The organism is Fibrobacter sp. (assembly GCF_045131395.1).
Classification (GTDB): domain Bacteria; phylum Fibrobacterota; class Fibrobacteria; order Fibrobacterales; family Fibrobacteraceae; genus Fibrobacter.
Map to the genome: position 1 here is coordinate 16,608 of NZ_JBGUQY010000049.1, position 20,911 is coordinate 37,518.

The 20,911-nt window shown below is 51.0% G+C and carries 14 protein-coding genes; 11 read left to right on the plus strand and 3 right to left on the minus strand.

Translation table 11 applies throughout. The features are described from left to right. Window positions 1–203: 203 nt before the first annotated feature. Window positions 204–4,121, minus strand: coding sequence for a fibro-slime domain-containing protein (locus ACJMNB_RS13530; RefSeq protein ID WP_405343373.1), 3,918 nt, complete (start codon window positions 4,119–4,121; stop codon window positions 204–206). Window positions 4,122–4,376: 255 nt separating this feature from the next. Between ACJMNB_RS13530 and pta the strand changes: the two genes are divergently transcribed. Beyond that, window positions 4,377–5,765, plus strand: a complete 1,389-nt coding sequence (pta, locus tag ACJMNB_RS13535; RefSeq protein WP_405343375.1) for a phosphate acetyltransferase — start codon at window positions 4,377–4,379, stop codon at window positions 5,763–5,765. Window positions 5,766–6,038: 273 nt separating this feature from the next. On the opposite strand, the gene ACJMNB_RS13540 is transcribed toward pta, so the two are convergent. Continuing rightward, on the minus strand, window positions 6,039–7,574 hold the full coding sequence (locus ACJMNB_RS13540; RefSeq protein ID WP_405343377.1) for an Rne/Rng family ribonuclease: 1,536 nt from the start codon (window positions 7,572–7,574) through the stop codon (window positions 6,039–6,041). A 287-nt stretch (window positions 7,575–7,861) separates the two neighbouring features. On the opposite strand from ACJMNB_RS13540, the gene ACJMNB_RS13545 reads away from it, so the two are divergent. The 4 genes from ACJMNB_RS13545 (at window position 7,862) to ahcY (ending at window position 14,026) form a co-directional block, all read left to right on the plus strand. Continuing rightward, the gene (locus ACJMNB_RS13545; RefSeq protein WP_405343379.1) at window positions 7,862–10,318 is read left to right on the plus strand and encodes a SpoIIE family protein phosphatase; all 2,457 of its coding nucleotides are present in this window, start codon (window positions 7,862–7,864) and stop codon (window positions 10,316–10,318) included. 45 nt (window positions 10,319–10,363) lie between these two features. Next, a complete protein-coding gene (locus ACJMNB_RS13550) occupies window positions 10,364–10,660 on the plus strand; it encodes an STAS domain-containing protein (protein ID WP_173821753.1) in 297 nt (98 codons plus the stop codon). 97 nt (window positions 10,661–10,757) lie between these two features. Next, on the plus strand, window positions 10,758–12,494 hold the full coding sequence (locus ACJMNB_RS13555) for a hypothetical protein (RefSeq protein ID WP_405343381.1): 1,737 nt from the start codon (window positions 10,758–10,760) through the stop codon (window positions 12,492–12,494). A gap of 71 nt (window positions 12,495–12,565) precedes the next feature. Continuing rightward, window positions 12,566–14,026, plus strand: a complete 1,461-nt coding sequence (ahcY, locus tag ACJMNB_RS13560; RefSeq protein ID WP_088629006.1) for an adenosylhomocysteinase — start codon at window positions 12,566–12,568, stop codon at window positions 14,024–14,026. Between the two features lie 86 nt (window positions 14,027–14,112). Here ahcY and ACJMNB_RS13565 read toward each other — a convergent pair whose 3' ends face one another. Further along, entirely contained in the window at window positions 14,113–14,322 is a 210-nt protein-coding gene (locus tag ACJMNB_RS13565; protein WP_405343383.1) for a hypothetical protein, read from the minus strand. A 140-nt stretch (window positions 14,323–14,462) separates the two neighbouring features. On the opposite strand from ACJMNB_RS13565, the gene ACJMNB_RS13570 reads away from it, so the two are divergent. The 6 genes from ACJMNB_RS13570 (at window position 14,463) to ACJMNB_RS13595 (ending at window position 20,902) form a co-directional block, all read left to right on the plus strand. Beyond that, on the plus strand, window positions 14,463–15,506 hold the full coding sequence (locus ACJMNB_RS13570; protein ID WP_405343385.1) for a hypothetical protein: 1,044 nt from the start codon (window positions 14,463–14,465) through the stop codon (window positions 15,504–15,506). Window positions 15,507–15,585: 79 nt separating this feature from the next. Then, window positions 15,586–16,962 (plus strand): diguanylate cyclase domain-containing protein, encoded by a 1,377-nt coding sequence (locus tag ACJMNB_RS13575; protein WP_405343387.1) that lies wholly within the window; start codon window positions 15,586–15,588, stop codon window positions 16,960–16,962. A gap of 5 nt (window positions 16,963–16,967) precedes the next feature. Continuing rightward, entirely contained in the window at window positions 16,968–18,353 is a 1,386-nt protein-coding gene (locus ACJMNB_RS13580; protein ID WP_405343389.1) for a DNA methylase, read from the plus strand. Beyond that, window positions 18,346–18,561, plus strand: a complete 216-nt coding sequence (locus ACJMNB_RS13585; RefSeq protein WP_405343391.1) for a hypothetical protein — start codon at window positions 18,346–18,348, stop codon at window positions 18,559–18,561. The genes ACJMNB_RS13580 and ACJMNB_RS13585 overlap by 8 nt, the downstream gene beginning before the upstream one ends. Window positions 18,562–18,595: 34 nt before the next feature. Continuing rightward, entirely contained in the window at window positions 18,596–18,943 is a 348-nt protein-coding gene (locus ACJMNB_RS13590) for a hypothetical protein (RefSeq protein ID WP_405343393.1), read from the plus strand. 6 nt (window positions 18,944–18,949) lie between these two features. Then, window positions 18,950–20,902, plus strand: a complete 1,953-nt coding sequence (locus tag ACJMNB_RS13595; protein WP_405343395.1) for a GTP-binding protein — start codon at window positions 18,950–18,952, stop codon at window positions 20,900–20,902. Window positions 20,903–20,911: the final 9 nt, after the last annotated feature.

Sequence of the window (20,911 nt, forward strand, 5' to 3'; positions counted from 1 at the left end):
TCGCACCTCATCCACATCTCCTAGGGGCAAAAGCCCATATATATAAGCACTTATAATGTTTCGTATTAGAAATAAATTTTTTTTCAAAAAAAATCAACACGGCACTATGAAAATGCCGTTAATTATGATTAACAATTGTGTAAAATTCGTGTTTTTTTGGGAATTTTCCCCAGGTATGGGGTAAAATCTCCCAAAAATTTGGACTACAGACCTAAATCAACAGCGTTGATCTGGCCCCTACGCACGCCCCACAAGAAGTCCTGGGTGCGGTCGATAATGACCTTGGTGTTGACCTTGACACGGAATATGAGGCGGGCAATGTATACGCCAGTCGACGCCAATCGACCCTTATTGGTACGCATATTCCATGCCAGGAACAGACGACCATCACTATCGAGACAGTTCTGCTTACCGCCTTCCTTGAAGATGTCGTCGTTACAGGTAATGGTTCCCGAATGACGGTTGACGTAGTGACCCAGGCTGGAATAGTAGAACGCTTCGTAACGCAGTTCGGTCCTGTCGGCAACGGCGCTAACAATCTTCTGGATATCTGCCGGAGTTCCTCTCTGGTAGTATTGCAGGTTTTCGCTAGTCAAAAGTCCGTTTTCATAGGCGTCCACGATGACTTCGCTTAAGCCGAACATATCCTCGGCTTCACTGATCGACATCACACCTGTTTCCACAGACTTGAGGATTTCTTCGAGAGTGTAGGATCTGGCCGGAACACCGGTTTCTTCTTCGGCCTCTTCTTCATCCTTCTTTTTATAGGTCGACTTCGTGGGATCCTGTACGGCCTTTACGATTTCGGCAATTTCATTTTCCACAAGTTCGGCCATGTCCAAATCACCCAGGTAATGGCCTTGGGTGCCATATATTGCAGCCACCTGGTCTGCCGACATGGAAGTTTCGGTTGTAACGAGCTTGGGAACGGTGGCGTCCTTACTTTGGATAATGACGCGTGCGCTGTCAAAGGCATCTGCTTCGGTAGAAAGGCTTACGACCTTCGGGCTCGTGACAGTGACCTTCTGTTCGCCAGTAATGCGTACCCAGGGGTTGTTTTCATGGGGGCCCACATCAACAAGGTCGAGGGCCATTCCCAACTGTGACGGCGGCATAAAGCGCACGGAATCGCCTACGGCAGGAACAACGTCTGTTTCCAGCGCCTTCGGGAAAATCATTTTCCACTGGTTTGCCGGAGAGGTCGAGAAGTCGCTTGCGCTCTTGATGATGGAATCCTGCCTACTGTTTTTCCAGCAATGGAATCGGAACAGTTCGCTGTTGGCGTCCGTATCGTTAATACCTTCGCTAAAGTCGAGCGTCAGCTGGGTGTTTCCATCCTTGAGGTACTTGACTTCGGCAGCGACAATTACGGGGCCCACCTTGTCCGTGAGGGAACCGTCTACAGGGAATACGGAAGTCTTTCCAGTAGAATCAGTATAGGTGTACCAAATGGCGATATTGCCGGAGTAAGGCTCCGTGGCGCCGCCGGTAAAGATTTCGGTGCTAAAGCCGTCACCCGCTGCGGTTACAGAAATGCTGTCATCGCCCACTTTATAGGGGTTGGCCCTATAGGCAACCTTGTTGGCTTTGTAATTCTTGTCGAAGGTATCTTCAAAAAGGAACTTGACAGAATCGACAACACTGCGTGCGTCAATGGGCTTGTTTAGCTTAATCCAGATACTGTCGGCGCGGCCATCACCCGTATGGTCAAAAATGTAGGCGGTTTCGATTTGCGGAACAGGGGGAACCTTGATATTGATTTTGGTCCAATGGATATCCTTGTTCTTGGCACCAGCGGTGCTAAGGGTAAGCGTTCCGTTAATGACTTCGTCGGTCGCCTTGATGAAGAAGCTTGCGCGGCCTTCCATCAAGATGACATCGGTAATGGGGTTACCCATGGAGTCGCAGGCCACCAGGTTCGGCGTAGAGGTGGTAACCTTGACGGAAATACCACTATAGATGCTAGCCCATTCTTCAGCGTACATGACGTACACGGGGTAAGACCTTCCGGCCCACATGGTTTCGCTCTTGTCCAGGTTAATGGGCAAGGTGTCGCTGGAAATGTCGCGGCTCAACGAATCGCCAAAGGCGCTCCAGTATTCCGTAAAGTTCAGCGTATCCTGTGTTTCGAAGTCTACGATAAAGTAAGTGGAATCCTTGACACTTGCAAAGGCCAGGTTCGGCAATTCATAGGGATCGATGGTAAAGGGAATATCCTTGTATTCGTCCGGGTTGCTCTTGAGGCGTACGCGAATGTAGTAGTTGCCGGGGGGCAGAGCCTGGGCCTTGGTAATGGCCTTCACATCAATGGTCACCGAAGTAAAGTCGTTGGTTACGGTAATGCCGCTATAATAGGCGGAATCCAGCGTCCTGAGGGCGATGCCGTTCTTGTCGAGGCTCTTTCCGTAAAGGGTAAAGTTGGAGGGACCGGGTTCGGTGTGCTGCTTTTCGGGGCTTGCAGAGAAATCGCAAGCAAGAGCCGTTTCGCGAACAATCTGCCAGACGTCCTTGATAATCAGTTTCGGATCATCGGATCTGTCGGTCAAGAACATGCTTGCTTCAGCCTTCAGGTCCATGGAAGTGCGCATCTTGAAGTTCGATTCCACCTTGTGACGTTCGGCGTAGAAGATGTGGAAGGGATAAGTTTCGCCTTCGGTCAGTCCCAACTTGTCCAGGTCCACATGGCCTTCGGCTGCATGGTGCTGACCACCGATATCCACCACCAGCTTGTTGTTGATGAACACCCACACGTCGTCATCACCCAGGAATTCGAAATACTGGCCCTTCACGTATTCGAACTGGGCCTGAATTTTCATGGTGAAGCCGTAATTGTGCGTACCCATTTCGATACTGTCTTGGCTGCCATCCTTAACAGCAACCTTTCCACCATTGATATTGTCGAACATGGGGTTCAAAACGGTCTTGGCGGAATCCAGATACTGGAAGTCATCCAAGAAGAACAGGCCTCTTTCCGGGCTCTCTTTATTCTTTTGACCAAGCCAGAAACCGTCATCGGTAAGAGTCAGTTCCAGGTCGCGGCAAGTGGCATTGGTGTAGCTCTTACCGGCAGCATCGGTGGCAATGACTTCGGGCACAAACCAGTTGCCTAGGTGTTCGGTTGTCTTACAGGCGCTGGGGAAGTCTGCAGCGGGAACAGGCACTCCATTGGGACCCAGTTCTTCTTCCACCATGCCTTTCATGTAGCCGGTGTTGTTGTCAGCACGGGCGTTGCTACCTTTGCATCCGCCTGTTCCGAAGTCCTGGCTTGTAGTACCGGCTTGAGCAGTAATGTTTTCTTCGTCGCTACCGGTGCCATGCAGCCAGTCGAACATCATGACCGGGAGTTTCTTGATGGGACAGTCACCCAGTTCACCTGGGTATTCCGTGTAAAGTTCAGGTTCGCTATACTTGGAACCGACAATCCAGACCGTGTCGGAAAGGGTAAGCACAGAATCGAGTCTGATTTCTTGTTCCACAGGAATTGGTTCTTTGGAAAGACCTTCGGCACCGATGTAGGTTTCGCCGATGGTTTGCTTGAAATACACAAAGGCATCCTTCGGGGTCAGTACGGCACGGTATTCGAACCAACCGCAATAGGGGCTCCCTACCGGAGTCGTGTAGTCGTTTTTGCCGTTCAACGCAATGACGACACCCGTGTTGTTCCAGGGTGCGAGGAAGCGGATTGTCTTTTTAGCAGGTTCTACGATAACCGGCTTTGTCGTGGAAGGATCGCTTAACGTTCCATCGGGATTGATTTGGAACCAGACTTCAAAAACCTGTTGGCTGTCGACACCGTTTTTGTATTCGGGGAAAAGTTCCGAAAGGAATGGCTCATGACCTACATTCAGGTATGATGCACAGGAATCCTTGCCTTCGACGCAGAAAGAACCGAATCGCAGCTGGCGAACGTCCTCTCTACCCTGTCGGTCTGAACCTTCAAGGCGTTCCTGCGTAAAACAGACGGTGAAAGTTCCATCGTCTTCCTTGCTCAGTTGCCTGTACTTGAAATTCGCTTCGTTATCTGCGTAGTAAAGGTTGTTGCCATCGTAAATTACATGGGCTATGGCTACACAGTCCTGCGCAAAGGTGTTTACTACTAAAAGGGTAAGGAATAAAACCAAACCCCGGAAAAAGTTTTTGCACTTCATCCGCTCTCTCCATGAAAGTCCCACACACAAGACAACCGATGTAAAAAATAGGTTATTTTACGAATTTCATCTGCAAATATTACTTTACTGTGTGGGCATTTTGTAAGTTTTTGAAGGATTCAAGGCAAAATAGTCTTTTTTCCCCCTTTTTATGTAGCAAAAAGGGGGCCTTCGGGGTGTCAAAATCCTAATTTTTAAAGCGAAATTTAAAATCAACAGGAGTTTTTTATGAATCGAGTGTATCTGGTCGCCTCCGCCAATATGGAAGCCAAAGTCAAGGAAGTCATGGACGCCGTAGCCGCCGCCGGCTTGATTGCCGCCGCCTACAAGCCCTGCGTGAACGGTGCCGAAGCCGCCAAGGAACTCAAGGCCCACAATTCCGCCGTGCTCATGGAAAAGATCGCAGCCGATTTCCTTTCCCAGGACTTTGATTCCGTCGACGCCGTGGTAGTCGAAGGCGCCCAGGGCATGAGCGACGTGATGGCCCAGAAGTATAACGATTCCTTGGCCACCGCCCTCGACGCCAAGATTTATTCCGACAGCGAAGACGCCGACCTGTTCTGCCCCAAGCGCCTGCTCGCCTGCTGCAAGTGCCTCGCCAAGGATTTGGCTGAAGCCCCTGCAGAACGCAAGACCAGCCAGGCCATGTTCCGCGCCGGCCTCTTGCTCAAGGCTTCCAAGGCCAAGAAGCGTATCGTGCTCCCCGAAGGTTCTGAACCGCGTACCGTACAGGCCGCCAAGCTGGTGATTGACCGCAAGATTGCAGTGCCCGTGCTCATCGGCAAGAAGGACGAAATCTTCGCCGTGGCCAAGGAACAGGGTGTCGCTCTCCCGGCTGACATTGAAATTATCGAACCGAGCGCCGAACTCGCCGAAAAGTACGTGCCGACTCTCGTGGAACTCCGCAAGTCCAAGGGCATGACCGAAGACCAGGCTCGCGCCGCTCTCGCCGACAACGTGATGCTTGGCACCATGATGCTCAAGATGGGCGAAGTGGACGGCCTCGTCTCTGGCGCAATACATTCTACCGCCGACACGCTCCGCCCGGCTCTCCAGGTGATCAAGTGCGCTCCGGGCGTGAAGTCCGTAAGCTCCGTGTTCTTCATGTGCATGCCGGACAAGACTTACATCTACGGCGACTGCGCCATTAACCTGAACCCGACCGCCGAAGAACTCGCCGGCATCGCTCAGCAGTGCGACGACACCGCCAAGGCCTTCGGCCTGCCGAGCCGCGTCGCCATGCTCAGCTACAGCACCATGAACAGCGGCAAGGGCCCGGACGCCGACCTGGTTCGCGAAGCGACCGCCCTCGTGAAGGCCGCCCGCCCCGAAATGCTCGTTGATGGCCCGCTCCAGTACGACGCCGCTACTACCCCGAGCGTCGGTTCCCTCAAGGCCCCGGGCAGCACCGTGGCTGGCAAGGCTACCGTGTTCGTGTTCCCGAGCCTCTCTGCCGGTAACATCGGCTACAAGGCAGTGCAGCGCAGCGCCCATGGCACAATCGCTATTGGCCCGATGTTGCAGGGTTTGGCCAAGCCGGTGAACGACCTGAGCCGCGGCGCTCTTGTGGAAGACATCGTCTACACGATTGCCCTCACCGCTGTGCAGGCCGGTTAACTATAAAGACCGCTCGGCTCTATCGCATTCATAAAAATGTGATATTGCCTCGCTCTCGCAATCGCGACCCGTTAACACCGGGTCGCTTTTTGCTCACGGTAAGACCGCTCGGCACAACCGCAAAAAAAATTAGACGACCCGTTTTATTTGCTCAACAAGTTGCTGAGTAAATTTCATACAAATTAACTATTTGACATAAAAGAAACAAGGCCGCTCGGTTGAGCGGTCTTGTTTAATTGTAGTTTCCGGATCAAGCCCGGAATGACGAATGGATTACACGAACTTGTAGAGGTCAGTAATGTCTTCGTTGTTCTTGTCGTAGAACCAGAACTGGTTGATGTGGGCGTGTTCGTCTTCCACCAAACTGATGCTCATGCCATGCTTGTATTCCAAGTAGTTGAACATACGGTTGTGGTCCTTGCAGAGCACGTCGATCACCTGAGCGCTTACCACGAGGGTCACTTCGCGGAGCTTGCCCTTTGCCTTGGCGCGAGCCATCCAGCGGTCAATCATGCCGAGGGTGGATTCGAGCGTTGCAATACGGCCATCGCCATCGCACACCGGGCAGCGTTCAGTCTTTTCGGTCATCAGGTTCACGCGGACGCGCTTACGGGTGACTTCCATGAGGCCAAACTGGCTGATGGGAGCGGGGCTAATGGGGGCCTTGTCGCGACGGATTGCCTTGCGGAATTCGTTGTAGACGGTTTCGTTGTCGGCCTCGGATTCCATATCGATGAAGTCGATAATGATAAGGCCGCCCACGTCACGCAGGCGCAGCTGCTTGGCAATTTCATAGCAGGCATCGATATTCGTTTCGAGAATGATCTTTGCCTGGTCCTTGCCGTGAACCTTCGGACCCGTGTTCACGTCGATGGACACGAGGGCTTCGGTCTGTTCGATCACCAGGTTTCCTCCGCGCGGGAGCGGTACCTGGCGCTGCAGGGAGCGAGCGTAGTCGTTTTCAATCTTGAAGTATTCGAACAGGCTTTCGTTGGAGCTCCAGAGCTTCACCTTGTCGAGCTTGTCCGGCGAGAGCACCTTGAGGTATTCGCGCAGGGCGAAGTATTCGTCGCGGTTGTCGATATACACGTAGTCGGTGTTATCGCTGAAGTATTCGCGAACGGTCTGTTCAATGGAATCGGATTCTTCGTAGATGCAGGTTTCGGCAGGCTGGTTTTCGAAGTTGTACTTCGTCTGTTCCCACTTGCTTTCGAGTTCGCGCATCTGCTTGTTGATTTCGAATTCGGATTCGTTCAAGCCGTTGGTGCGGACGATATACCCCACATCGCGACCCTTGAGGCGGCGGACCACCTTCTTGAATTCGCGACGCTTGGCCGGATCGCGTTCACGCTTGGAGACACCAATGAAGTTGGTGCCCGGCATGCACACCAGGAAACGGCCTGCAAAACTCAGGTGAGTGGTCAGACGAGCACCCTTGGTGCTAATCGGTTCCTTGACCACCTGAACCATAATTTCTTGACCTTCTTGCAGAATTTCGTCAATGGAGACTTCCTTGGAAGAACCACCTTCGTCATCGTCATCACCATATTCGCGACGGAGAAGTTCGTTTCTGTCCATGGCGTCTTCTTGATGCAAAAAGCCTGCCTTTTCGAGGCCAATATCAATGAACGCAGCCTTGAGTGCCGGAAGCACCTTCTGGACCACGCCCTTATAAATATTGCCCAGAACTCGGTTAGAAGACACGCCCTCTACGACAAGTTCAACGAGTTCGCCGTCTTCCATGATGGCGATACGTTTTTCGTAAGGGGTCTTACTAATCAAGATTCCGCGCTTGCACTTATTTGCCATTAAAGCTCCTAAAAGTAAGCAAAACTTGTTGGTCGTCCCTAAGAAGCTTTCCAAAAGTATGGAGTGCTTCCGAACCCACGGGCTTCTTTTACGGAAAGTACCGCATTTCCACGCCGTAAAGTCTAGGGAACATAAATATAATAAGTCCATATTCAAAAACCGGATTTCAAAAAATGAAATAAGGCGAAAATGAACCAAAAACGGCAAAAAATTAGGGAAAACGACATTTTACCCTCGCGCTTTCTTTTTTTTACATATATTTTGAACATTAAGAAGAGAGGAATTTTATGGGATTCAATTTCCGCGGGCTTGCCTTTAAACAGTCCATGATGATTTTGGCCGCCATCACGATCGTATTCGGCCTGATTTTGGGAATCATGAACCACAAAACTCAGGCGATGCTGAATCAGATGACCACCGAAAATGGTGAAGAAATCAGCCGCGCCAACGTGAACTACATTGACAAGCTGTTCAATGCCAGTAAAGTCATTGGCGAAGACCTTGCCGTCAAAATCGATTCGCACTCCATGACCAAGGCCGATGTTGACGACTTTTTGCTGCAAGCACTGTTCAATGCCCGCAGAACCATTCCACAGATTATAGCCGTGGTGGTCGCCTACGAACCCGGCATGGGCCCCGAAACCCCCAAAGGCGAATACATGCGACTCGCCCGATTCGGAGAAGGCGAAACCAAACTGATTGACGGCGCCAACTACCAAGACAAGGAATGGTACGCAAGCATAAAGAACAGCAAGACCAGCCGCTGGCAAGAGCCTTTCATTGGTGATTTTGTCACTGAACCGATTGCCATATACACCGTACCTATTTTCCAGACTAAAAATAATGGCGAAAAGGTTTTTGCAGGCGTGCTCGCCGTAGACATGTCCATCGAATTCCTTAAAGACGAAGTTACATCGATTCCCGTTTCGAACTCCGGCTATGCCATGATTACTACAGCAAAAAATACGGCCGTCGCTTACCCGAAACGAATCGCCCAGGGAAAAAGAAATCGCGACGTGGTTGTCAAGGAACGCCGTGGCAATAAGGACTTTGATTTTGACCGCAGAGTCAGAAACTCCAGCGGACTGTTCATTGGTACGGTAGCAGACGGCGAAGAATCGGCCATTTACTACACCACGATTCATTCCAACAACTGGACATTCTTGGTGGTATGGCCCATTCAGAAATACCGTGAAGACCAAAGAGCCATGCGCAGCCAATTCTTGCTGATGGCACTCGGTGGCTACGGCGTTATTCTAATCATCATCCTATTTATTTCTTTCCGTGTGGCAAAGCCCCTCAAGGAACTCGCCATTGCGGCAAGAAAGCTCGGACAAGGAAACTTCAACGTAGCCATCCCGAAAATGACGGGCCGCGACGAAGTCGCAGAATTTGCGTGGGCATTCTCGAACATGCTCACCGAACTCAAGGACAACATCGAAAAGCAAAAGGACATGAAGCGTATCGAGCGCGAACTGGACCTTGCAAGAAACATTCAGCTTTCGATGCTCCCCGGCGAAGAACGGGAAGAAAATTCCGATGATGACCGCCACGAACTCGCGCCGTTCCTATTGCCCGCCAAGGAAGTCGGTGGCGACTTCTACGACTTCTTCAAAATCGACAATGATCATTTGTGCGTAGTGATTGCGGACGTGTCCGGCAAGGGCGTGCCGGCAGCCCTGTTCATGATGGTTTCGAGAATCATCTTGCGCACCATGACGAAGAACCTGAAGTCTATCGTTGACGCTTTCAACAAGACCAACTATGCACTTGCCAAACGCAACAGGTTGAATATGTTCGTGACCGTATGGGCGGGCATTATCGACCTACGCACAGGTCATATCGAATTTGCCTCGGCTGGCCACAACCCGCCTGTGGTTCGCCATGAAGACGGCTCGGTGGAATTCATTCCGAGCAAGGCCGGCCTCGTGATGGCCGCCATGGAAGAAACCATTTACAAACCCCAGTATTTTAACTTACAACATGGCGATACGCTGTTCCTTTACACCGACGGCGTAACCGAAGCAACCAATAGCGAAGACCAGCTTTTTGGCGACAACAGACTGCTGGACGCCATTAGAAAGTGCGCCGACTTGAATACAGCCAACACCTGTACTTTTGTCAAAAACGAAATTGATAAATTTGTTCAGGATGTCCCGCAATTCGACGACATCACCATGCTTGCCATAAAGTTCAACGGAAGCGATGAACCGGTCTGGGAACGCTACGAAAAGACAATCAACGTTTCGGACAACGGCAAGAGCGGCGAGCTGAAGTCATTTGTCCAGGATATCCTTACACCAATGGATGGAGCAAAGAAAGTGCAAATGCAAGATGCATGGGACCGTTACGAAAAAATCGTTGACGTAATCCCGGAAAACCAAGATATTCTGACAGCATTCGTTGAAGGAATTCTCGCCCCCATGGAAGGTTCCATGAAGTCGCAGATGCAAATCAACATCGCTATCGACGAAATCTACAGCAACATCGTGAAATTCTCAGGCGCTACCCGTGTGACTTTGATTGTGGAAGTCCGAAAGGCAACCCTTACTGCAAGGCTCACCTTCATTGACAATGGCAAGCCCTATGACCCGATTCAGCAGGCCGACCCCGACGTAACGCTCCCTGCCGAGGAACGCGAAATCGGCGGACTTGGGATATTCATAGTGAAAAAGACCATGGACAGCGTGTGCTACCGCAGAAACGGAGACAACAACGAGCTGGCAATCACCAAGACCTTGTAAAGGTCTTGTAAACTTTTATAAATTTAAGAGAAAGAGGGAAAAATTATGCAGATCAACAAGACAAACGATAACGATAAGTTGACCATCGCACTTGAAGGTCGCTTGGATACTCTGACCGCCCCGCAGCTCGATGCCGAAATCCAGGGCAAGCTCGACGGCGTGAAGTCGCTGGTGTTTGACTTCAAGAAGCTCGACTACATTTCTTCTGCAGGACTGCGTATTCTGCTCATGGCCCAGAAGATCATGAACAAGCAAGGTTCCATGGTCGTCAAGAACGCAAGCTCCGCCATCAAGGAAATCTTCGAAGTGACCGGTTTCTGCGATATTCTGACCATCGAGTAATCGACATATTTATTAGGACAACCGTCCGAAAGACTTACCCCCGACCCCTGGTCGGGGATTTTTTCATTGTCCGAAGCAGCCTTATTATATTTAGGGAATGAATTTATCAGCAATCAAAAAATATCCGAGCCAAATTTCGAGTGCGTTCAAGCGGTTTCCGCTGGCTTCGTCATTCACCGTTCTCACGTTCCTTGCGCTCGTTATTGACACCGAATTCGCGAATTTCTTTAGCAGCAGTTTTGCTCGACTGTTCCTATGGCTGGGCATTTACCCCATTGCCGCTACAATCATTGCCCTCACAACAGCGTTGGTGCAGGAATCTCGAAAAAATACAAGCCAGGCGCCCCAAGCCATTGCAAGCGGCTCATGGTTTGCACTTTCTATCATACTCGTTTTTGCCAACTTAGAAGAAAATACAAATAGCGCCATCACTTTTGCAAGCACCATTTCTCTTGTCTATATAGTCTCGTCTTTTGGATTTTTACTTGCCCCTTTCTGGAAACAGAAAAACGAAAACGGATTCTGGGTATTCTTGCAAAAGAACATCAAAGTCGCCCTAGCTGCCATTGTCGTATCGGCCATTTTGCTTGGCGCCATCGAAGGCCTTGTCTTTGGATTTTCGGAACTGTTCGATGCAGACCCTGACGAAGATATATACCTTTACATCTTCTATTTCTGTTCAAGCATTGTTGCCCCCATCTTATTCTTTTCTGGAATACCTTCTATCGACGAATGCCTTGAAGCACCGCCTACGCTGAGCAAGTTTGCAACGAGCACCATCCGATTCCTGTTCATTCCGGAGCTTTCTATTGGCACACTACTCTTTTACGGCTACATTTTCAAGTTCATTGCTTTATGGGACTTGCCGCTCACGACAGCATCCTACTTCGTCACGGGTTTCATGATTTACCTGCTGGTACTCATCACTGTCATGTACCCGGCGCGACTGGCCCCAAAGCCGACCGTTGAAACGCGACTCCTGAAAATATTCCCCGCAGCCTGCATTCCCCTTGTTGTCCTGATGTCTATCGACATCTACAATATGCTAGAGCTATTCGGCATCGAAATTGAATACGTTTACGCCATCGCCATCAACATTTTCTTTTACGCCATTATCGTAGTCTTCTTGGTTGACAAAATCAAGCGCAAGTCCCGATTCATCGCAATCATTTTCTGCGCGCTGTTCTTTATTTCAACAAATTCGCCCATCAATGCTTTTAAGATTACCCACCACGTCTGGTTAAACGACATCAAGAAAGAACTTGCCAATCAAGGCTACAACAAGTTCCCGCTAAGCGAAGAAGACACCAAAAACTTCATTTATAAACTCAAGGATCGCAAAGACAAAGAATCGGAACAAATCTTGGGAGAGCTGTTCTCGATGGAGGAATCAAAAAGTAAAGAATTGCCAAAACTCTTTACGACAACCAAAAAATCTCTAAGGGACCTCGATCACACCTACCGATTGGTGTCCGATACTGAAGATGACAATTCGTTCGACCCATTCAAGGCCTACATCAGCCAGCCAGACAATACGCCGCTCACGGTACCTACGGGAGCCAAAAAGGCGTTAATCGTAGACCATTATTATAATTATGATGAATTTGAATTCAATGAAGACTCGTTATTCTTCCGTTACAAGCCGGAACACGAGGACGCAGACGCCGATACCATCGTCTACAGCTTCAAAATCAGCCGAGAAGAACTGAAAAAGGCCGAAAAAACGACCATCGAGTCCAGCGAAGCGACCTTGGAGCTAGAATACCTGTCCACCGAAGAATGGTCCAAGAATAACCGTTCGCTCCAGATGCGTGGAATTCTGTTCCTAAAATAAGGTCTTGACGCTTTTTATGCATATAACTATATTTATGCATAAATAAGATTTTTTGAAAAGGATATATTAGCATGGAATACAAAATTAAGGACATTAACCTTGCGATTGAAGGCCGCAAGGAACTCGACCTCGCCGAAACCGAAATGCCGGGCCTGATGGCTCTCCGCAAGGAATATGCCGGCAAGAAGCCGCTGGCTGGCGCCCGCATTATGGGCAGCCTCCACATGACGGTGCAGACCGCTATTTTGATTGAAACGCTCGTGGACCTGGGTGCCGATGTGCGCTGGGTCTCCTGCAACATCTTTAGTACGCAGGACAACGCTGCCGCCGCCGTGGTAGTGGGCAAGAAGGGTACTGTGGAAAATCCGCAGGGCGTGCCTGTGTTCGCCTGGAAGGGTGAATCCTTGGAAGACTACTGGGAAAACACCGCCCGCGCCCTCGTATGGCCCGACGGCAAGACCCCTGACCTGATCGTGGACGACGGTGGCGACGCTACCATGCTCGTGACCTGCGGTGCTGAATTCGAAGACGCCGGCAAGGTGCCTGAATTCAACCCGGCCACCGACAGCGAAGAATGGGGCGTGTTCCTCGCCACCTGCAAGAAGATTTTCGAAAAGGATCCGAAGCAGTGGACCCGCGCTCGCGAAGCCTTGAAGGGCGTTTCCGAAGAAACGACTACCGGCGTGCATCGCCTTTACCAGATGGCCCAGGCTGGCCGTCTGAAGTTCCCGGCAATCAACGTGAACGATTCCGTGACCAAGTCCAAGTTCGACAACCTCTACGGCTGCCGCCACTCCTTGATCGACGGCATCAACCGCGCCACCGACGTGATGATGGCCGGTAAGATTGCAGTCGTGTGCGGCTACGGCGACGTGGGTAAGGGCTGCGCCCAGTCTCTGCGCGGTCAGGGTGCTCGCGTGATTATCACCGAAATCGACCCGATTTGCGCTCTGCAGGCTGCTATGGAAGGCTACGAAGTCAAGACCCTCGACGAAGTGGTTAGCTACGCCGACATCTTCGTGACCACCACCGGTAACACCGGCATCATTAGCGCCGCTCAGATGGAAAAGATGAAGAACCGCGCTATCGTGGGTAACATCGGTCACTTCGACAACGAAATTGACATGGCCGGCCTCAAGAAGATTCCGGGCATCAAGCGTAACGAAATCAAGCCGCAGTACGACGAATGGATTTTCGCCGACGGTCACAGCATCCTTATTCTTGCTGAAGGCCGCTTGCTGAACCTCGGCTGCGCTACTGGTCACCCGAGCTTCGTGATGAGCGCAAGCTTCACGAACCAGACCATCGCTCAGATCGACCTCTGGCTCAACGCTCAGGGCAAGCAGACTGTCGCCGGCATCAAGTACGAAAGCGGCGTCGTGTACACGCTCCCGAAGATCCTCGACGAAAAGGTCGCACGCCTCCACCTCGAAAAGCTCGGCGTTCACCTGACGACCCTCACCAAGGCTCAGGCCGACTACATCGGCGTGCCTGTGGAAGGCCCGTACAAGGCTGATCACTACCGCTATTAATCGCGAGTTTCATGCCGGATTCCGCCGGCATCACCTTTAAAAAAATCCCTCGGCACTTGCCGGGGGATTTTTCTATACATCAAAAATTATCGGTTCCAGCCGGAGTGGCCGCTGCCGTAATAGAGGGCTTCGTCTTCGGCGGTGAAATCGTCTGCGACGGAATCGCGGGGCGAAAGCCAGCCGCGCATTTTTTTGATGCGTTCGGCCCTCGCTTTTTTAGCCTGCATGGCTTCTGTCTGCAAATCGGCATTTTGCTCTTCGGTACGAGAATCTGTTTTCGGTGTCGAGTCCTGCATATCCCTATTCCTCCCTAGGCGATTCAATACTTAATATAAAAAAAGAGGCCACCGCCAAAACCCCATCAAAGACCGCTCCTTCCTGCTAACATATACTTTTTTTACATGCTTTTCATGGATAATTAGGTATATTCCAATATATGCGAAATCTTGTCCTTGCCTTTTGTTTATGTGCGTCTATGGCGGCTGTAGTAGGTTGCGGTGACGAATCAGCCTCTAGCGCGACTCCGACAGAAAGTTCATCAGCAGAATCAAAGTCTTCTTCTAGTTCAGACGAACAACTTTCATCAAACTCCGGTCCTGCCTCAAGTTCTAATCCGGCATCGAGTTCCGCCGAGGTCAAGTCTTCGAGTTCCGAAGCCGAAACTCCCGAATTATCTAGCGCTGTAACGCCAGCCTCCAGCGAAACGCAAACGGAAAAATCCTCTAGTAGCGCCCTCGGCAGTGGCGATGACGGCAAATGCACATCTTGCGATAGTTTTACCGCGGCAGATCCCGAACTCACCGAAAACGGTGGCAAGGGTTCAGTGACTACTTACGGCAGCATCACTGCGAAAGAAACGAGCTTGGGTGGCGCCTGTAACTATGGACAGACCAACATTCAATATTATGCAGCCATTCACGTGAATGTTTCCCCCGGTGACGATAAAGGCCCGTGGAATGGCGGAGCCGCTTGCGGCGGATGCGTACATGTGAAAGCGAGAACGCCTGACGGCTGGAAAGAAGTTACCGTGCGCATTACCGACCGTTGCCCCGACGCCAATTGCGGCGTGGACTTGGGTGGCGCCCCGGCCTCCGACATCATGGGAATCAACGTGGGCCGTTATTCCGGCGAATGGGAATTCGTGAGTTGCGAAGGCGTAGAAGGCGTTTGGGGTGATTCCACCTCCATCTGGGTCAAGGAAGGCGCCAGTGAATTCTGGAGCATCATCCATGTGCGTAACCCCAAGGACATGGTAAAATCCATTACGATTTATGGCGTAGATACTCGCGATGTTCATGAACTTGAAATGGTCGTGGGCACCGAGAATTTCTGGACCGTTCCCCAAGCTGTGTTACAGACGGATAATCGCTACCGCGTCGTGGTAAAGTACCGTACCAGCGAAGACGACGAATGGAAAATCAAGGGATCCGACCTTGCCGTTCCCGAAGCGAATTTGTATCTGTACGAGCACCGGGAATAACTGAAGTGACATTTAGCACCTACAAAATCTTTTTAAATTATCTATGTAAAAAAGAAATGCCGTAGGAGGACAAGCTGGTATGGATTTTGATAAGATTCTTTCGCATTATAGGGCTAAAGCCTGTGTAATGTCCGTGGAACTTTACCCGGATGGATCTTATGGAAATATCCGTGTCGCGGCGGGAAACAAGGCCCATTGCGATCATATGGAGGCCTTGACACACCATCCGTTTGTACCGGGTTGCCCCTACGAAGAATGCTTTCCGAAGAACCAGAACTTTGAGGACCATTGCTTCCGCTGCGTGCAGTCGGATAAGCCGCTCCATGCCTACGTTGACCTCTACATGATGGGTCTTTGGCTGAACATGTTCCTATTGCCGCTGGAATCTGACACCGAAAACATCGGCTACTGTATCTATAGTTACGATGTGGCTCCCAAGGCGGATTCTTCGACCATGGCGGACCTTTCTGCAGAAACGGCCACCTACGTGCTCAACACTTGTATCAAGCTGCGCGGTACAGACAATGTCAAGCAGACCTTCCAAGAGGTTGTTGAAGACATCCGCAAAACTTGCGGCTCCGACCATTGCTGTATTTTGCTCACCGACGCCGAAAATCGGGAGTGTTCCATTTTTGCAGAATCTATTCGCGAAGATGTAAAAGTTAGACCCATGTCGCGGTACATCGAAGGTTTTTACGCCATTGCAGAAACATGGCCCGAAACACTTGCCGGCAGTACCTGCATCATCGTAAAAGACGAACGCGAGATGGAAAAGCTACGCTTGGCAAACCCGATTTGGGGATCCATGCTTGACCTTGCCGGCGTAAAGACGATTGTGCTGTTCCCGCTGCGGCATAGCGGCGAATTGCTTGGCTACCTGTGGGCTGTCAATTTCAATGTCGACGATGTGCTGAAAATCAAGGAAACCCTCGAAGTCACGACGTTCCTTATTGCATCCGAAATTTCAAGCTACTTGCTTTTGAACAAGCTTGAAGTGATGAGTACGATTGACTCGCTTACCGGCGTAAAAAACCGTAACGTGATGAACAACCGCATCGACCAAATTGTGGCAGGCCGCAAGCCTACGCCCGAAGCCGTTGTTTTTGCCGACTTGAACGGACTGAAGCGCATGAACGATGACCAGGGACACATCTCTGGCGACAAGGTATTGCGCGCAGCGGCAGAAATTTTGCAATACGTTTTCCCGGATGAAGACGTGTACCGCGCCGGTGGCGACGAATTCATGATACTCGTTTCAAATGTCACTGAAGACGAGTTGAACACCCGTGTGGCCAAAATTCGCACCATGGCAAAACTGTCCGAAAATGTACGCTTCTCTATTGGTACGTGTTACGGTGAACCCGATGTTCGCAGGGCAATGCACATTGCAGACGAACGGATGTATGTCGATAAAAATTCTTTCTACGCCGAGCATCCTGAATTAAAATACAGGTAAAAAACGTGGGACGCACTTACGCCGCCATTGACCTAAAATCGTTCTTTGCTTCGGTAGAATGTATTCTCCGGGGACTGGATCCTTTAAAGGCGAAATTGGTCGTGGCAGACGAAAGCCGTACCGAAAAGACGATTTGCCTGGCAGTGACGCCGGCGTTAAAGGCTTACGGAATTCCCGGCCGCGCACGACTTTTTGAGGTGAATCAAAAGGTGCGCGAAGTACAGCGGCGTACGGGCGAAAAGATTGAATTCAAAATCGCAAAGCCCCAGATGGCGAAGTACGTGGAATATTCCACGAAGGTCTTCAATGTTTATTTGAAGTACGTAAGCGCAGAAGACATTCACGCCTATTCGATCGACGAATGCTTTTTAGACTTGACGCAGTATCTTAAGTTGTACAAAAAGTCCGCACGGGAACTAGTGAAGACAATCATTCAAGACGTGTACGATACCACGGGAATCACGGCGACAGGCGGCATCGGCACGAACTTGTACCTTTGCAAGATCGCTATGGACATCATGGCGAAACATGTCGATGCAGATGCTGATGGCGTGCGCATTGCGGAACTGGACGAGATGAGTTACCGCAAGCAGCTTTGGGCCCACCGGCCGCTGACCAGCTTTTGGCAAGTGGGCCGCGGCATTGCAGAGCGCCTGGAAAATTGCACGTTGAATGCAGGCCGAGGCATTTATACCATGGGCGACATTGCCCGCGTGAGTGCCAAGAATCCGGAGGCTTTGTACAAGCTGTTCGGCGTGAATGCCGAAATCTTGATAGACCATGCGTGGGGTTATGAACCTTGCACGATTGCAGACATCAAGAAGGCGAAACCGCGAAACAGAAGTACAGGAGAAGGCCAGGTACTGCAAGACCCGTATCCCTTTGACAAGGCGAGGCTTGTGGTACGCGAAATGGTGGATACGGTATCGATGACTTTGGTGGCGCACGACTTGGTGACAAACGCCATGGTACTTACGGTGGGCTACGACCGCGAAAACGTAGACAAGGGAATATACCTCGGCGAGACTGTAATCGATTATTACGGACGAAGGATTCCAAAGCCCGCCCATGGAACGGCGAATATTGGTTACTATACCAGCTCGCAGAAAGTGATGGCGGATGCGGTGATGAAACTTTTTGACCGCATTGTGGACCCGAAGCTGACCGTGCGCCGGTTGAACCTTGTGGCGGCCGATATTGTGGATGCGGTCCACGAGCAATACGACTTGTTTACCGACGTGAAAAAGCAGGAGCGCGAAAAGAAACGCCTGAAAGCGGAACTCTTGATAAAAAAACGTTTCGGCAAGAATGCGATTGTGAAGGGAATGGACTTGCAAGAAGGTGCCACCACCATCGAGCGCAACGGACAAATCGGAGGTCACCGTGCCTAATTTTGATTACAGCGACATCATCGATTTGCCCTATCCGCAAAACGACTGGAATTTTTTGATAAAGCACCCGCGCATGAGCATGGAAGACCGCGCGAAGATTTTCCACCCCTTTGCAGCATTGCGCGGGCATGCCGAGGCCCTTGATGCAACTGCAGAACGCAAACAAGAAGCTGTAGAAAACGAACTCACGCTAGACGAGAATTACTAAATTAATTATGTAAATCCTTTCACCCGAGGTTACCATGAATCTTGATGAAGAACGTATCCGCGAGCTCCAGCGTAAAGACCAGGAACATGATGCGCGCCTGGATATGCAAAAGGAAAAGGATGACGAGCATGACGTTCGCATTGACGCATTGTACAGCAAGGAACGCGAACAGGATTTTAGATTGAAGGCCCAGGTGGCCAAAGATGCGGAACACGATTTCCGCCTGAATTCCGTAGACAGCGTAAACAAGATGCAGGATTCGGAACTGCACCGCCAATCGGAAAAGGACCGTGAACACGACGCCCGATTGGACGCTCTTGAAAAGCTTTGTGCCGAATTGTCGCAGCGCGTAGCCGCTCTCGAAGAACAATTGAAAAAGTAGGGTGTCGTGAGTCAGCCTGTTCGCAACATTGCAATCCTTGCCCACGTAGATGCCGGAAAGACGACTCTTTCCGAGCGCATTCTTTTTGCGGCAGGAGAAGTGCGCAGGCCGGGCAAGGTGGAAGAAGGCCTTGCCACCATGGACTACATGCCCGAAGAAAAAGAGCGCGGCATTACCATTGAAAGCGGCGTGGCGCATTTTGAATGGAAGAACACCTGGTTCAATTTTATCGATACGCCGGGACATGTGGATTTTGGAGCCGAAGTCGACACGGCGCTGACAGCCGTCGAGGGCGCGGTTCTTGTGGTGAGTGCCGCGAGCGGAGTTGAAACGCAAACGGTGGCCGCCTTCCGTAAACTGCGCGAAGCGGGCGTGCGAACGATTCTCTTTGTGAATAAGCTGGACAATCCGGATTATTCCCTTGACGAAACCTTGATCAACATCGAAGAAGTTCTGGGCGTGCGCCCAGTGCTTATGACTCTCCCCGAATACAAGGGCGGCAAAATGTCTGCCGTACTCGATGTACTCAGCAAGAGCCGCTTGGTGCATTCTGATTCGGGTGAAGAAGTCGTAGATGATTCCTGGCCACAATCGGGAGAGGTAAGCGATTCTACCGAAAAAGTCAAGAAGCATTATGCCGAGGCCGTAGAATTTGCAAGCAACTTCGATGACGAAGTCTTGCAGCTTGCGCTGGAAGGAAAGCCGGTTCCGCCCAAGGTACTTTTGCGCGGGCTCAAGGAACTGGCGAAGAGCAATGATTATGCATTGTGCTATGCAGGCTCTGCCATGGAAGGCTTCGGCGTGCGTAGCCTCACGACGGCGCTATCATTCTTCTTGCCCGATGTGCCGGAATTTGCCGACAATGAATTAGGCCAAGTGATTCGCTTACGTCACTTTAAGGGCGTGGGTGAAATTTCGCTGTTCCGCAGTCACACGAATATGGAACGCAAGGAATGGCCTGCGGGTTTTGAATTCTCGCGACTAAAGGCGAACTTGCTACAGCCCGTCGACGAAATCCGCTCCGGCGATATTTACGCCATGCGTAGCCCCTTTGAAACGGAACTCGGCCAAGTGATTTCTCTGGACGGCACGATTCCCGCCTGCGAAGAAGATGAATCAAAACCCTCGATTCGCGACAAGTACCAACCACTCTTGCAGACTCGCGTAGAATGCTTGGGCTCCGACGATTACCATCATGTGGAAAAAAGCCTGAATATGCTTGGCCGCATGGATCCCAGTTTCCGCGTACAAAAAGACGATGGCGGATTCTGGTATTTGCATACCGTAGGCGAAGTGCAGCTTGATGTTTTACTGGCCCGCTTGAAGCGTGAATTCGGTTGCGAAGTGCGAGCCGGTAGTCCTGAGGTTCGCTGGCAAGAACGCTTGTGCCGTAACGTGGGCCCGGTTGAAAATACATTCCAGCTTGGTCCCCACAAGATTTCGATTAAGCTTTCGGCCTCGCCGCTCGATGGCGATGCCCATGATATTCGACTGTCCGCTGAATTCTTGGAAACGGCTCCCCGCGAAATTTTGGCAGGTGTGCGCTCGGCACTTTTGGAATCTACTGAAATCGGTGTGCTGGGCAAGGGAGCGCTTGTGGGCGTATGCTTTGAAGTCCATGAATTCACCTGGACCGAGGGCGCTTTGCCGCCTATGATCAAGAAGGCTTGCGCAGACGCAGTCACTAAGCTTATTAAGCCCGCAGATGTGCAACTTTACGAGCCCATTATGGAATTGTCACTGGAGTGCCCTGTAAATTTTGCTGGCCTTGTGACGGGCGATATTCAGTCCCGCGATGGCAAGGTGAAAGAAATCGGTGGCGATGGCAAGACCCACTTTTTGAAGGCCGATGTCCCGCTGCGCAAGATTTTCGGTTACGCTACCGGCGTTCGCAGCATCAGCAAGGGCACTGCGCTTTACAGCATGAAACTGCTCGGCTACCGCCCCGCGACAATTTGATATATATTT